The 13,233-nt window shown below is 57.6% G+C and carries 15 protein-coding genes; 2 read left to right on the top strand and 13 right to left on the bottom strand.

The annotated features are described in order from the left end of the window. Positions 1-2 precede the first annotated feature (2 nt). The 13 genes from ACFQ14_RS08250 to lgt all read right to left on the bottom strand — a co-directional run bounded on the left by ACFQ14_RS08250 (position 3) and on the right by lgt (position 11,932). Positions 3-479 (bottom strand): MaoC family dehydratase, encoded by a 477-nt coding sequence (locus ACFQ14_RS08250; RefSeq protein WP_377212249.1) that lies wholly within the window; start codon positions 477-479, stop codon positions 3-5. Beyond that, on the bottom strand, positions 476-931 hold the full coding sequence (locus tag ACFQ14_RS08245; protein WP_377212248.1) for a MaoC family dehydratase: 456 nt from the start codon (positions 929-931) through the stop codon (positions 476-478). Before ACFQ14_RS08245 ends, ACFQ14_RS08250 begins: the two co-directional genes overlap by 4 nt. Further along, positions 931-1,533 (bottom strand): hypothetical protein, encoded by a 603-nt coding sequence (locus ACFQ14_RS08240; protein ID WP_377212247.1) that lies wholly within the window; start codon positions 1,531-1,533, stop codon positions 931-933. The genes ACFQ14_RS08245 and ACFQ14_RS08240 overlap by 1 nt, the downstream gene beginning before the upstream one ends. 28 nt (positions 1,534-1,561) lie before the next feature. Then, the gene (locus tag ACFQ14_RS08235; protein ID WP_377212246.1) at positions 1,562-3,430 is read right to left on the bottom strand and encodes an acyltransferase family protein; all 1,869 of its coding nucleotides are present in this window, start codon (positions 3,428-3,430) and stop codon (positions 1,562-1,564) included. A 5-nt stretch (positions 3,431-3,435) separates the two neighbouring features. Then, on the bottom strand, positions 3,436-4,539 hold the full coding sequence (ychF, locus tag ACFQ14_RS08230) for a redox-regulated ATPase YchF (RefSeq protein ID WP_377212245.1): 1,104 nt from the start codon (positions 4,537-4,539) through the stop codon (positions 3,436-3,438). A 94-nt stretch (positions 4,540-4,633) separates the two neighbouring features. Next, the gene (gene pth / locus ACFQ14_RS08225; RefSeq protein ID WP_377212244.1) at positions 4,634-5,362 is read right to left on the bottom strand and encodes an aminoacyl-tRNA hydrolase; all 729 of its coding nucleotides are present in this window, start codon (positions 5,360-5,362) and stop codon (positions 4,634-4,636) included. A 24-nt stretch (positions 5,363-5,386) separates the two neighbouring features. Continuing rightward, a complete protein-coding gene (locus ACFQ14_RS08220) occupies positions 5,387-6,049 on the bottom strand; it encodes a 50S ribosomal protein L25/general stress protein Ctc (RefSeq protein ID WP_377212243.1) in 663 nt (220 codons plus the stop codon). A 362-nt stretch (positions 6,050-6,411) separates the two neighbouring features. Beyond that, entirely contained in the window at positions 6,412-7,344 is a 933-nt protein-coding gene (locus ACFQ14_RS08215; protein ID WP_377212242.1) for a ribose-phosphate pyrophosphokinase, read from the bottom strand. A gap of 116 nt (positions 7,345-7,460) precedes the next feature. Then, a complete protein-coding gene (locus ACFQ14_RS08210) occupies positions 7,461-7,970 on the bottom strand; it encodes a hypothetical protein (RefSeq protein ID WP_377212241.1) in 510 nt (169 codons plus the stop codon). An 11-nt stretch (positions 7,971-7,981) separates the two neighbouring features. Beyond that, the gene (locus ACFQ14_RS08205) at positions 7,982-9,133 is read right to left on the bottom strand and encodes a M24 family metallopeptidase (protein WP_377212320.1); all 1,152 of its coding nucleotides are present in this window, start codon (positions 9,131-9,133) and stop codon (positions 7,982-7,984) included. Then, positions 9,133-9,915, bottom strand: a complete 783-nt coding sequence (gene pgeF, locus ACFQ14_RS08200) for a peptidoglycan editing factor PgeF (protein WP_377212240.1) — start codon at positions 9,913-9,915, stop codon at positions 9,133-9,135. Before pgeF ends, ACFQ14_RS08205 begins: the two co-directional genes overlap by 1 nt. A gap of 53 nt (positions 9,916-9,968) precedes the next feature. Continuing rightward, positions 9,969-11,072: a class I SAM-dependent methyltransferase gene (locus ACFQ14_RS08195; protein ID WP_377212239.1), complete on the bottom strand. Its 1,104-nt coding sequence runs from the start codon at positions 11,070-11,072 to the stop codon at positions 9,969-9,971. Further along, entirely contained in the window at positions 11,069-11,932 is an 864-nt protein-coding gene (gene lgt / locus ACFQ14_RS08190) for a prolipoprotein diacylglyceryl transferase (RefSeq protein ID WP_377212238.1), read from the bottom strand. Before lgt ends, ACFQ14_RS08195 begins: the two co-directional genes overlap by 4 nt. A gap of 164 nt (positions 11,933-12,096) precedes the next feature. Between lgt and ACFQ14_RS08185 the strand changes: the two genes are divergently transcribed. Both ACFQ14_RS08185 and ACFQ14_RS08180 read left to right on the top strand, forming a co-directional pair. Continuing rightward, positions 12,097-12,390, top strand: coding sequence for an accessory factor UbiK family protein (locus ACFQ14_RS08185; RefSeq protein ID WP_377212237.1), 294 nt, complete (start codon positions 12,097-12,099; stop codon positions 12,388-12,390). A gap of 342 nt (positions 12,391-12,732) precedes the next feature. Then, positions 12,733-13,233, top strand: a complete 501-nt coding sequence (locus ACFQ14_RS08180; RefSeq protein ID WP_377212236.1) for a type III secretion system chaperone family protein — start codon at positions 12,733-12,735, stop codon at positions 13,231-13,233.

The raw sequence follows: 13,233 nt of genomic DNA, 5'->3' as shown, positions 1-13,233 counted from the left end.
GCCTAATCCGTCCTCAGCGTCACCGCGCCATCCATCGTGATCACCAACGTCCCATCCTGATTGAAACCCTGCGTGTTGCTGGTGAGCAAGCCCCAGCCTTCGCGTCGCGGATTTTTGCGCTTGCCGGTGATAGTGGTGCGATAGGTTATTGTGTCGCCCGCATAAACCGGGTGGGTCCATTTCAGATTGCGCAAGCCGGGGGATGGCCCCATGACGGGCTCTGGGCCTACATATCCCGTGAGACGTATCAGTTCGCCACGCCCGCGCTCGACGTTCAGCCGCATCCAAGCGGCGGCCGTGTGCCAGCCGGAGGCGCACAGTGCGCCGAAGTGGCTTTTGGTGGCACCCTCGTCAGAAAGATGAAAGCGTTGCGGATCGTATTTTTCAGCAAAGGCGATGATGGCCTCGCGGGTAAAGGTGTGGTCGCCCAACTCCTGCACCATGCCGGGCTGCAGGAGATCGAAGAAAGATTCGCTCATGCCGAAGCCGCCTCTGGCGTGCGGCCCAACATTCCGTTGCCTTTGATGGTCATGACCGTCTCGCCGTTTTGATTGTTGAGCGTGTATTCGAACTGCACCATGCCAAGATCGGGTCGCGACTTGGGCACGCGTTTTTCAACGACGCGGGCTGTACCGGTAAGCCGGTCGCCTGGGCGCACGGGCAGTAGCCAGCGCACTTCGTCTAGACCGGCCGACCCCTGCGATGTGGAATCCAGAATGAAGCCGTCGCACATCATCCGCATGAACATGGAACAGGTGTGCCAACCGGAAGCGATGAGGCCGCCAACTTGAGCAGCTTGATCGGATTCAGGGTCCAGATGAAACGGCTGCGGATCGAACTCGCTTGCGAATTCGATAATCTCCTCAGCCGTGACGAGTTTGGGGCCGAGAGCAAATTCCTGCCCAATTGCCAGATTGTCATAGGTAAGCATCAAGCGCCCCCTAGCATGAAAGTGAAATATAAAGGCACAGCGATATAGAGTGCGATGACGAGCCCCAATGTGACGCGCAGCCACGGGGTTTGAAAGCGGCGAAACAGCACAATGGCAAGCAGCAGGCCAAGGCATATCTCAAAAATTGCGAAAAGCGTGCCGTGGTGGGCCGGGTTCCAATAGGAAATAGGCGAGATGAATTTCCAATCCGATAGCGGCCACAGGTGGCGGTGGGCGTCTTGTACGTGGACCGGCAGATCACCGGCTATGTGAAGCGATGCCGACAGTGCAATGAACGCCAAGACAAGGCCAATGCGCCACACACCGCCTGCGATGCGCAGCAGGATGACGCCGATCAGGCCAAGCGTAATGTAGAGGGGAAGTGAGTTACCCGCTGCCGCCCAGCTTTGCCACGGCTCGCGCCAGTAAAGTTCGTTCCACACCGTCTGTTCTGCTATGCCCGCCGCTTTCGACCAGCCGAAGAGCGCGAAAATTGCCAGATCAGGGATAAAGGCACCAACGACAATGGCCGCGTTGCGCAGGCTGTGTCCCGGTTTGGAGAAGAGCGCAGACGAAAGCAGAATGTGGGTTTGGCTCATCATTTTGCGGTTTCGCCTTTTCCCATAAAAGTCATTGCGAAAGTGTCGGCTGGTCTTCTGGCTTCAGCAAGTGCGCGGCCAACCGATCATCAAGCACCCGCTTTGCCCCTTGAAGCGATAAATGGCCCTTGTCGTAAAAGAATACACCCGCTTCACCGTGAACAGAACAGTTTTCAGCAGTACACAAGGCGGTTGCTGGATCGATGAAGCGCACTGGCACACCGGATAACTCGCGCCGAAGCTGCGCGGTCGTTGTTTGATCCAGTTTGTAGGGTTTGTACGTTTCGCAGTCTTTGAGCGAGAGCTGAAATGATTGAACCTGACCGCAGTGGTGATAGTGCTTTCGGGCATAGGGTGTTTGACCCACAATCGTCACGGGCCGCTTGCCGACATTTCCGATGAACTCTATCAGCCGCTCTGTCATCTTTTGTTTGCGATAGCTGTTCCAGTTGTGCGCAATTAGAAGCGGCGTGTTTTCGTGCTCGTTGAGCAGTTTGGAGGTCGCTGCCTTGGCCTTTTTGCAATTGGCCAAATGGTGCTTTCTTATCTTGAAATCGCCCGTGATGTTGCAGGCTGCGGAGGCCACCATGATGACCTTCTGGCCATTGCTCTGGCCCCATTGGTCAATCGCTTTGGCATAATGCCTTGCGTTTGAATCACCGACAAACAAAGCAGCTGGCGCATCTTTTTCCTTGTCACCCAAAATACAAATCGTGACGCCACGGCATGGTTCGTAAGGCGAAATCGCAGCGATGACAGGCGCGTTGATGCGCGAGGGAAGGCCGCTTGAGTGATACATGGCCCAACCACCTGCTGCGATTGCCACCACAAACGCCATCGTGCTTTGCACGAAAACAGTGTTCGTTGGGGCAGGCTTTCGCAGACGCTCTTCGATCAGGTGGTGTAATCCGAATGCCAGAACAAAAGAGGCTGCCAGAGTTGGAAGCCGTACGCTGGCAGGCAGGTTGGGCTGAAGAAACCAATAGGACACGATGACAATCAACGGCCAATGAACGAGATACAAGGAGTATGACGCGCGCCCCAGCGCCAGCATCGGGGTCGTGCTCAGGCACCGAAACGTCAGCGGGGCCGATTTGGTTGACAGGATCAGGGCCGTGCCGAGACAAGACAAAAGTGCGGCCCATCCCGGAACGCCACTTTTTTCGCTGAGCAGTAGGCTGCTTGCAATTATAGCGGTGAGGCCGACGATTGCAGCCACATCGCCCCGAGCGCCTTCAAGGTGCAGATGGCGTGGCAGGAAAACAACCATGCTGCCCAATGCGATTTGCCATGCCCGAAACGGGGTCCAAAAATAGCCAATCTGAGGGTCTGCGCGCACAGCAATCACCGCGGCTGCGAACGACAAAACGAGCGTTACGAGCGTTGCATACATTACAGTAGTGCGTGACCAGCGCTTGCGGATTAGAAAAATAAACAGCGGAGCGATAAGGTAGTATTGCTCCTCCACCGCAAGGGACCACGTGTGCAGTAGAGGGCGAAGGCTGCTGGCGTTATCAAAATAATCCAGCCGCTCGGCGAAATAGAAGTTTGACAGGCCCAATGCTGACCACGCCATTTCTCGCCCATAGGCTTTGAAATCCGTGGGTGTGAACAGCACAAAGGCGACCAAACAGGTGGTGAGCAAGGTTGCCAACAAGGCGGGGGCGAGCCGGCGCATTCGGCGCAAATAAAAGGACCGGAACGAAAAGCTGCCGTTCTCGACCTCGTCCAAAATCAGGCGTGTGATCAGGAAACCTGAAATGACGAAGAAGATGTCGACGCCGATATAGCCACCGGGAATCCATTCGTAACCGAGGTGAAACAGCACCACGAGCATAACCGCAACAGCTCGCAAGCCATCAACTTCCGGTCGATAGGGGCGGCGAGCAGCAGCGGGCATGAGGATTAGGTGTTGAACTTGAACAGCATCACGTCGCCGTCTTTCACAACATATTCCTTGCCTTCGTCGCGCGCTTTGCCCGCTTCCTTGGCTGGCACTTCGCCGCCAAGGCTGACGTAGTCGTCGTATGCAATCGTCTGTGCGCGGATGAAGCCACGTTCAAAATCTGTATGGATGACGCCCGCCGCTTGGGGCGCTTTTGCGCCAAGGGGGATTGTCCACGCGCGGGTTTCTTTGGGCCCGGCGGTGAAATAGGTGGCGAGGTTGAGCAGTTTATAGCCCTCGCGGATGAGGCGATCGAGGCCGGACTCCTCCAGCCCGTTCATCTCCAGAAAATCTGCTTGCTCGTCGTCCGGCAATTGGGCGATTTCCTCCTCGATGGCAGCGGAAATGACCACGCTGGCGGCGCCTTGTTGGGCGGCCATTTTGGCGACGGCCTCGCTCCGCTCGTTACCGTTTGCCGCATCTTCTTCGGCCACGTTGCAGACGTAGAGAACGGGTTTTGACGTGAGCAGGTTGAGGGTTTTCAAAATGCGCAGGTCTTCGGCGGCGATGCCGTCGAGCAAGACGCGCACGGGCTTTGAGTCATTGAGAACGCCAAGGGCGGCTTCCATCATCGGCAACACCGTGATGGCTTCCTTGTCCTTGCCGGTGGCCTTTTTGCGGGTCTGATCGACGCGGCGCTCAAGGCTGTCGAGATCTGCCAACATCAATTCGGTCTCGATGGTTTCGGCGTCGGAAATCGGATCAATCTTGCCTTCAACGTGGGTGATGTCGTCATCGTCGAAGCAGCGTAGTACGTGGATGATGGCGTCGACTTCGCGGATGTTGGCGAGGAATTGGTTGCCCAAGCCTTCGCCTTTGGACGCGCCGCGCACGAGGCCTGCAATGTCCACAAAACTCATGCGTGCAGGGATGATCTCTTTCGATTCAGCAATTTTGGCGATGTCGTAGATGCGCGGGTCCGGCACGGCAACTTCGCCGGTATTCGGCTCAATCGTGCAAAACGGATAGTTGGCCGCTTGTGCCGCAGCCGTGCGGGTGAGCGCGTTGAAGAGTGTGGACTTGCCGACATTGGGCAGGCCGACGATGCCGCATTTGAAACCCATTGAAGTAGTGTCCTGATTGGGGCGCTATGGCTGTTGAATCTTGTGGCGCACAGGTAGCGATTGAAGGCGCGAATGTCACCCTTTTTGGCGCGTGTTAGCTTTTGTCGCCAAACAGTTTTTTCAGCATGTCCGCCATGGGGCCGGAGCTTGGGACTTTTGGTTTCGGGCCGGACTGGCGGGCTTGGCGGATGTGGCTTTTGCCGCCGCCGGTTTTGCCTTTGGCGGAGGTCTGGCCGCGTGCGCCTGATGGTTCGTTGGATTGAGTGGTGAGCGCCAGCTTGTTCATAAAGGCCGCGTCTTCACCTTTGACCAGCAGGTCGGCATTGCGGCCGATTTCGTCTAGCAGCGGGTCGAGCCATTCGTGATCGGCCTTTGCGAAATCCCCCAGCACGTGGCCCGTAACCCGATCCTTGTGGCCGGGATGGCCGATGCCGATGCGGACACGGCTGTAATCCTTGCCCAAATGAGCGTCGATGGAGCGGATGCCGTTGTGACCGCCAGCGCCGCCGCCCGTTTTGATGCGGACTTTGCCGGGGGCGAGATCGAGTTCGTCATATAGGACGATCACGTCCGCAGGTTCCAGCTTGTAAAAGCGCGCGGCCTCGGCCACGGCGCGGCCTGAATCGTTCATGTATGTGGTGGGTTTGATGAGCAGGACTTTTTCACCACCGATTGTGCCTTCGGCAGTGAGTGCCTGAAACTTCGGCTTCCAGGAACTCAAACTTTCATGGCGATGGACTGCGTCCACCGCCATGAAGCCGACATTGTGCCGGTGTTTTTCGTATTTCTGCCCTGGATTTCCAAGGCCAACCAAGAGGCGCATTTTGGTGCCCTCCTAAAGCGAGATTTACTCGCCGTCCTCGTCTTCGGACTTCTGGTTGATGACTTCGGTTTCCGGTGCCTCTGGTGCGCCTTCATCCTCGTCTTCCGTGCCGTCAGAGCGCAGGCCAGCAGGCGTTGCGATGGTGGCAATGGTGAAGTCGCGGTCGGTGATCGTTGGCACCACACCTTCGGGCAGTGCAACCATGGAAATGTTGGCGCTGTCGCCCAGTTCCAGTGCGCTCAGATCGACGGAGAAGAATTCCGGAATGTCGGTTGCCGGGCAGTTCACCTCAACGGTGTGGCGCACAACGTTCAACACGCCACCGGCTTTCAGGCCAGGGCAGGTTTCTTCGTTTTCGAAATGCACAGGCACTTCAACGGTCACAACCGTGTTGCGCGAAACGCGCAGCAGATCGACGTGCATGACGGTGTCTTTGACCGGATGCAGCTGGTAATCCTTCGGCAGAGCCTGATGTTTTTGGCCATCAACTTCGATGGTCAAAATGTTGGTCATAAAGCCACCGGAATGGATTTTTTTCGTCACTTCCTTGATGGGAAGGGCGATGGGGAATGGGTCTTTTTTGTCGCCATAAATGACGGCTGGCACCATATTGTTGCGTCGCAATTCCCGTGCGGCCCCCTTGCCGACACGGTCGCGAGCTTGGGCCGTAAGCGTGTTGTCGCTCATAATATGCTCCTAAGCATCTGTGTGTGAGGTGCCTGCGCGCCGCGGCGCGAGGCTCAAATTTCCGAAAATCGGTAAAATTGACCCGCGCTGCCTCCAAGGGTGTCGGCGCGGTGGCGGACGTATAGCGGGGAGGGGGGCAAGTGGCAAGAGGGGCGCAATGGTGGGTTGGTGCACAAAGCGCACATGATGTTGATGCCGTGATAGGGGTAAACCGATAGTTCAAATTTCAGATTTTCGCCGAATTGAACCGTTATCTTCCCTTCACCAAAGCAACAGCTTTTCCAATATCGCAATCATGCCACGCGTAGCTTCCACGCCCAGCCGTTGTGCGTCTTGTTACGTATCCGTTGCGCTCCATCATATCAATCGAACAGGCTTGATACCGACTGTTCCAGCGCGGTGCGGTTGATGGCTTCGCCGAAGAGGTCTGCAATCGTTGTCACGCGGATGTTGTGAGCGGCCAGAATGGCGCTGGTTGGCTCTATTGAATCGGTAATGACCAGTTCTTTGAGCTTGGAAGATGTGATGCGCGCCACCGCGCCGCCTGAGAGCACACCGTGGGAAATATAAGCGGTTACGGATGTCGCCCCGTTGGCGAGCAGAGCTTCAGCCGCGTTGCAAAGGGTGCCGCCGGAATCGATAATGTCGTCGATAAGCAGGCAGTCTTTGCCCGTCACGTCACCGATTACATTCATGACTTCCGACTGGCCAGGCTTGTCGCGTCGTTTGTCCACGATGGCTAGCGGCGCGTTTAGACGGCTTGCCAAAGCACGGGCGCGGACCACACCGCCGACGTCCGGCGAAACGACCATGACATTGTCGATGTCGTAGTTTGCCTTCACGTCGCGGGCCATGACGGGCACGGCGTAGAGGTTGTCGGTCGGAATATCGAAGAAACCTTGAATTTGCCCTGCGTGAAGATCGAGCGTCAAAACGCGGTCTGCACCGGCTTCGGTGATCAAATTCGCGACCAGTTTGGCTGAAATGGGCGTGCGGGGGCCTGGTTTGCGGTCCTGGCGGGCATAGCCGAAATAGGGCAGCACTGCCGTTATGCGCCGTGCAGACGAGCGGCGGGCAGCGTCGATCATGATGAGCATTTCCATCAGGTGATCGTTGGCGGGAAAAGACGTGGACTGGATGATGAAGACGTCTTCGCCGCGCACATTTTCGCGAATTTCAACGAAGATTTCCTGATCGGCAAAGCGGCGCACGACCGCGTTGCCCAAGGTTGTGTCAAGATATTTTGCTATGTCTTCGCTGAGCGATTTGTTCGCGTTGCCGGAGAAAAGTTTCATCGGGAAAGATCACGCTGGTCTGGCCGCAGCCACAGTTTGTGGCGGTGTCTTAGCAACGCGTCTGCAAAAGCGCAAAACGCTTATCGGCCTCGCCACAGATTATTTGTGCTTTTCCCTCAGCGAGAGCCATTCCACACCGCAAATGCTGAAAGAGCGCTTTCGGCTATTCGGGTGAGGGTTTCCTTGTTCACGCCACCCCATGCGAAATTCGATGAACCCTCTTGGGTTTCGCTCAGGGTGAACTGGTGAAGCGTGGCGCCTTGGAGATCGCTCACCGTCCAGACATGGGACACGATTGTGGTATCGCCCTGCGGGAGCGCGTTGAGTTGAGCAGACAGCACGTATTGTGGCGTCTTGCGCTGGTCTTTGACGACCTCAATGCCTTGTTGCGGTGCAGTTGCTTCCAACGTTTCGCGCAGATCATCCGTCTTGCCTGCGGGCGGACCCGCCAAGCTGCCAATGCGTACAACAATGGGTTGACCAGTGGGAGTTGTGGCAGGAGCCCCGGTTTGGGCTTGCGAAGCCGGCGCACGCGCTGGCGACAACGTGTTGTCTGTCGTGCAACTGGCCAAAGTTCCGGCCAAGGCCAATGCCGCAAGTGGGCCAGCGATAGTAAGGTGTTTCATACTTACCATCGCTATAGGGCGATGAAGTCTAAACCGTGGCGCGATAGCGCTTTGGGTTTGCCTTCTGTGGTCAAATACGTGTGGCCCAGGCACATGGCCGTTTCGCTGTCGCTGTCCATGATGATCATGTGCGCGAATAGCACTTGGTTCGGTTCCACTTTGGTGGGATTGCCGGAATAGAACATTGGCCCGTCCATCCAGCAGGGCGCGTACCGCGCGCCGAGGCCGTAGCCGCAGGCGTTGAGGCGGTGGCGGGAGAGGCCCGCATTGTCCATCGTGTCGGCGTGGGCCTTGTAGATATCGCCAAATGTGTTGCCGGGGATCATCGCGGCCTCAACGGCTTTCAGCGCATCGTGGGCGGCCTGGAAATGGTGTTCGTGTTCTGCTTTTGGCTTGCCGACGATCAGCGTGCGCATCATGGCAACATGGTATTGGGCGGACACGCCCGCCCATTCGATGGTCATCTGGTCGTTTTTGGACAGTTTGCGACGGCCGGATTTGTAGCGGCACAGCAGGGCGTCTTCGCCGGAACCGAGAATGAACGGATTGCCGGGATAGTCGCCGCCCGCTTCCAGCACCGCGCCCTGCATGGCGGCGAGAATTTTGCCTTCGTCTGCGCCTGCCTTTGTCGTTTTCAATGCGGCGTCCAAAGCGAGGTCAGCGTATTTGGCGGCTTTCTTGACGTGGGCGATTTCCTCTTCGCTTTTTACAATGCGCAGTCCGTGGACGAGTTTTGATGCGTCTTCGAGCTTAGCGAAGGAGCGCATGGCGTCTTCCAACCTGCGGCCTTCGTGGGCTGTGAGGCCGTGGGTGTCATATTCAACGCCGATGCGTCCGCCGAGAAGGTCCATATCACCCATCAAGCGTTTAAGGTCTTGGGACGGATTGGCGGTGGCGCTGTCTGTCCAAAGCACGATGGTATCAATGTTGGACGTGTGCCGCGCTTGGCGCAGATCGGCGGAGCGGGTGAGCAGTGCCATGTCGCCGTTGGCCTTGAAAACGAGGCATTGGAAGAAGCAATAGCCGAACGTGTCGTAGCCCGTGAGCCAATACATGCTTTCCTGCGAAAAAAGCAGCAGGGCGTCGAGACTGCGCTCTTTCATTTTCGATTGAACGCTGGCGCGGCGGTTGGCGAATTCTTCTTCGGAAAAGTGCAACATGATCAGTCTCCCCGCAGCATGATGGCTGACATTTGGCGTCCGTAATCACCGCCACCTTTGTGGGTGGTGCGGCGGTATGAATAGAATTGGTCTTCGCCCGCATAGGTGCAGACGGGCAGGGCTGAGCCTGCAACACCTGCCGCGCTCAAACGTTCGACGATGTAGGCTGGCAGGTCAAACATGTGGTGGCCGGCGTTTTTCGACGGCGTGAAGTGTTTGGCGGCGTTGGCGTCGCGCTCAATGAACGGGGCAGGAAAATTCGGGCCGACTTCGTAATTTGCATGGGAAATGGTGGGGCCAAGCACCGTGCGAATGTCCGCTCGGTTTGCGCCGAGGCCTTCCATCGTCTCAATCGTGTTCTCCAGCACGCCCTTCAGCGCACCGCCCCATCCGGCATGGCAAGCGCCGATCACTCCGGCCTTTTCGTCGGCAAAAAGCACGGGGCCGCAATCGGCGGTGACGATGCCGATAGGCAGGTTTGGGGTGGTGGTGACGATGCCATCGGCCTTCGGGCGCTCGTCGGTAAACAGATCGCTCACCACAACCACATCGGGGGAATGGACTTGATAGGGCGAGGCTATGTCGCCGCGCTCGCTGCCCAGCGCAGCCGCCATGCGGCGGCGGTTTTCGACGACGTTGGCGCGATCATCGTCCGAGCCGAGGCCGGCATTGAGGCTTTCGTAGATGCCGCCGGAAACTCCACCGCGCGTGGTGAAGAAGGCGTGAGATATGCCTGACATGGCTGCAAGCGCATCGGCGCTGAGGAATTCGGCTTGATCGGTCATGAAAACATCATTGGGCGGCAGTGAATGGGGTGCAAGGGCGCAAGGCTAGCACCTCACACAAAGCCGGGCCAGCGTTCGCCGAGGCTTGCCGGTGCGCCGAAAGCGAAGACTTTGAACAAGTCGCCCATCTGGTTTGGCCCCGCGAGACGTTCGACCGCTGCTTGCAGCATTTCCTGAACGCGGGAATCGCGGCCATGGCCGAGCGTTCCGGCGCGTTCCAGCAGACCGAGCGAGAGCAGGAATTCACTTTGGGTGACGGGTGTTGGCACGACACAGCCACGCGCTTTGGCGATGGCGGCCAGTGGCTCAAAATCAACATGACTGGTCAGATCGCTCTCGCCGGGGGCGTCGAGGGTTGAGACATGGGCGTGGTCTCGCAGGGCTTGAAATGTGTCGCCGGTTTTTGAGCGGAGATGGCCGTAGTCGATGAAAAGCGCCGCGCCGTTTTTTGGCGTAAGGGTATCGGCAATCGAGGCGACAAAGCCTTCGCGGGCAGGCGCTGTCTCGAATATGCTGCCATCGGGCAGGCTTTCATCTTGTGGTGCTTCGGACTTCGGCAACGTTGCCGAACGGGTGACAAAGGCCAGCGCATCATCGACCACGCCGACGCCGCGTTCCAGCCAGTCGTCGCCTTGTTTGATCCATTGGCGAAAGGGCAGGGCGTCGAGGAATTCGTTGGCGATGACGATGGTGGGCCTATCGGGCAGTTCGGAAAGATCGCGCCGCCACGTGATCTGACCGCTGTGGCGGCCGAGTGTCAGAGATTGCTGTTCGCCGAGCGTGGGGGAGACTTCAACTAGCGTGATGCGGGCGGCGGGCAGGAAGCCGGGCATGGCTTGGCCCGCTTTCAGCAGATCGCGCATCAGCGTGCCGCGACCGGGGCCAAGCTCCACCAGATTGAACGGGTCGGGACGGCCCAGTGCCTGCCAGACTTCCATCACCCACACGCCGATCAATTCGCCGAACATCTGGCTGATCTCCGGCGCGGTGATGAAATCGCCACCTTCGCGCTCCGCCGAAGCGCGGCCTCCGACTGGATTGCCGGTTGTGTAATAGCCGTGGGTCGGGTGGGTCAGGCACAGCGTCATGTATTCGCCGACCGACAGGGGGCCGGTTTCCGCGATCAATAGGCGGATGTTCTCTTCCAGTTTGTTCATGAAGTCTCGGGGCGCTGCGTGCGCCAGACCGAACGTTGGCTGGCGGTTGCCATGCCCCAAACGCCGATCAGCAGCATGGGTATCGACAGCACCATGCCCATCGTCAGCCAATCGCCTGCGAGATAGCCAAGATGCGCGTCCGGCTGGCGAAAGAATTCAACAATGATGCGGGCCACGCCGTAACCCAACACCCAAGCGCCACCGATGAAGCCCGGCGATTTCAGTTTGCCGTATTTCCAGATCAGCAGGTTCAGCACGGCGAACAGAACTGCACCTTCCAGAAAGCTTTCATACAATTGGCTGGGATGGCGTGGTTCCGGCCCGCCATTGGGGAAGATGACGCCCCAGGCCACATCTGTCGTGCGACCCCAGAGTTCGGAATTTATGAAATTGGCGATGCGAACGAGGAACATGCCAAAGCACGAAGCGGTGGCGATCACATCCAGCAGCGAAAACGCGGTGAAGCCGCGCGATCTGGCGAACAACATCATCGCAACAATCGTGCCCAGCGCACCGCCGTGGAAGCTCATGCCGCCGTCCCAGACGGCAGGAATTTGCAGCGGGTTGGACAGGTAGTAGCCAAGATTGTAAAACAGCACGTAGCCAAGGCGTCCGCCTGCGATGATGCCGATGACTGCCCATGTGAGGAAATCGTCAAGGTCTTCTTTGCCAAACGGTGCGCCGCCCTCGGGCCATAAGCGCGGCGTGGAAACCAGCAGCCGAGCGAACCACCAGCCGAGCAGAATGGAGACCACATATCCGATGCCATACCAGTGCACCGAGAGCGGACCGATTTGCAGCGCAACGGGATCAATGGCTGGAAAGACGATGGCCAGTTGGTTGATTTCGAGCGGGGGCATGGGCGACTGCTTTCCTTCGGTTGCGGTCTGCTCTTGCCCGTTTCCGCGACGCCTCGCAAGGCTCGCGCTAAGCGGGCGTTCATCGTGACGCATTGTGGCGGTTGAAGCATTGCGCAATGCTGCTTATGTGTTCGTCGCAACGAAGTTTTGAAAGCCGTTAGACCATGTCCCAAGGACCAAGCCGTATTTTTGACGAATTCGCCAAGCTGCTGACGGACGCCACGGGCGTCGCCCAAGGCGCGCGCCGCGAAGTGGAGACTGCGATCAAATCGCAGGGTGAGCGTTTTCTGTCACAGATGGATTTGGTTCAGCGCGACGAATTTGAAGCCGTGAAGGAAATGGCTTCAAAAGCACGGATGGAAAATGAAGCGCTTCGTGCCGAACTTGAAGAGCTGAAAGCGGCGATGGGCGGAGCGAAAAAAGCGCCGGCCAAGAAGCCTGCTGCCAAAAAATCCTAAGCCTTTCCTAATCCACAGCCTCCATGCTGCTTTTGCCCACAGGAAAACGTCCTGCGCGGTTTGGTGTGGAAAAGTGCTGAAATTCCGAGTCTTCTGAATCCCTTACAGCTTGCTGCTGGCGAGTTGATTCATCTGCTTTGTGCGCTTTTTCGTGCACGGCGGTTCGCCCGGGGTTTGCCAGCGGCGGCTGACGGGTAATCTCGTGAAAAGTTGTTTGATTCGGATGTGTTGGGCTGTTTGCCCCGTTCGATGAAGTTGCAAATGAAACGCATTTTGAGCGTGTTGGAGTTGAACTATCGATTCTGCACACGGGGATGCTTTGACACGGGAGCTGGAGCTCGCATGAGCCTGGAAGATTTTTCAATCAATGTTGGGGTGAATCCAGTCGACGCCGTCGAGAGCGTTGCTTTCGCTAATGAGTGGTCGTTTGAACGCCCCGGCGAAGACGAATTAGCGGTTTTGGTCCAAGGGGTATGGACCGATTATTCGGTCTCGTTCTCGTGGATGGCCGAGTTTGAAGCGCTGCATGTCGCTTGCGCTTTTGATATGCGTGTACCCGATGCGCGGCTTATCGAGACCATGCGGCTGATGTCGATGATCAACGAGCAAATGCTGTTTGGTCATTTTGATCTTTGGTTGCAGGACGGCTCTGTGATGTTCCGCCATGCGATGCCTCTCGCTGGTGGTGCTGAAGCGAACGATCAGCAGATCGAGTGCTTGTTGGCATCGGCGCTGAACGCTTGCGAGCGGTATTATCAGGCTTTTCAATATGTCGTGTGGGCCGGTCGCAGCGCAGGCGAAGCGCTGGACAATGTGCTGTTCGACACTGTCGGTGAGGCGTGA

Source organism: Pseudahrensia aquimaris, assembly GCF_042676045.1.
GTDB classification, from domain to species: Bacteria; Pseudomonadota; Alphaproteobacteria; order Rhizobiales; family Rhizobiaceae; genus Pseudahrensia; species Pseudahrensia aquimaris.
The sequence above is the reverse complement of the archived record's forward strand: the minus strand, read 5'-3'. Positions and strand labels throughout refer to the sequence as shown.

What these genes read in the sequence shown, in the direction of transcription:
- ACFQ14_RS08215 (WP_377212242.1), bottom strand. Translation starts at nt 7,344, where the DNA reads ATGAAACTTTTCTCCGGCAACGCGAACAAATCGCTCAGCGAAGACATA.
- ACFQ14_RS08210 (WP_377212241.1), bottom strand. Translation starts at nt 7,970, where the DNA reads ATGAAACACCTTACTATCGCTGGCCCACTTGCGGCATTGGCCTTGGCC.
- ACFQ14_RS08220 (WP_377212243.1), bottom strand. Translation starts at nt 6,049, where the DNA reads ATGAGCGACAACACGCTTACGGCCCAAGCTCGCGACCGTGTCGGCAAG.
- ACFQ14_RS08250 (WP_377212249.1), bottom strand. Translation starts at nt 479, where the DNA reads ATGAGCGAATCTTTCTTCGATCTCCTGCAGCCCGGCATGGTGCAGGAG.
- ACFQ14_RS08240 (WP_377212247.1), bottom strand. Translation starts at nt 1,533, where the DNA reads ATGATGAGCCAAACCCACATTCTGCTTTCGTCTGCGCTCTTCTCCAAA.
- pgeF (WP_377212240.1), bottom strand. Translation starts at nt 9,915, where the DNA reads ATGACCGATCAAGCCGAATTCCTCAGCGCCGATGCGCTTGCAGCCATG.
- lgt (WP_377212238.1), bottom strand. Translation starts at nt 11,932, where the DNA reads ATGCCCCCGCTCGAAATCAACCAACTGGCCATCGTCTTTCCAGCCATT.
- pth (WP_377212244.1), bottom strand. Translation starts at nt 5,362, where the DNA reads ATGCGCCTCTTGGTTGGCCTTGGAAATCCAGGGCAGAAATACGAAAAA.
- ACFQ14_RS08235 (WP_377212246.1), bottom strand. Translation starts at nt 3,430, where the DNA reads ATGCCCGCTGCTGCTCGCCGCCCCTATCGACCGGAAGTTGATGGCTTG.
- ACFQ14_RS08245 (WP_377212248.1), bottom strand. Translation starts at nt 931, where the DNA reads ATGCTTACCTATGACAATCTGGCAATTGGGCAGGAATTTGCTCTCGGC.
- ACFQ14_RS08180 (WP_377212236.1), top strand. Translation starts at nt 12,733, where the DNA reads ATGAGCCTGGAAGATTTTTCAATCAATGTTGGGGTGAATCCAGTCGAC.
- ACFQ14_RS08195 (WP_377212239.1), bottom strand. Translation starts at nt 11,072, where the DNA reads ATGAACAAACTGGAAGAGAACATCCGCCTATTGATCGCGGAAACCGGC.
- ACFQ14_RS08185 (WP_377212237.1), top strand. Translation starts at nt 12,097, where the DNA reads ATGTCCCAAGGACCAAGCCGTATTTTTGACGAATTCGCCAAGCTGCTG.
- ychF (WP_377212245.1), bottom strand. Translation starts at nt 4,539, where the DNA reads ATGGGTTTCAAATGCGGCATCGTCGGCCTGCCCAATGTCGGCAAGTCC.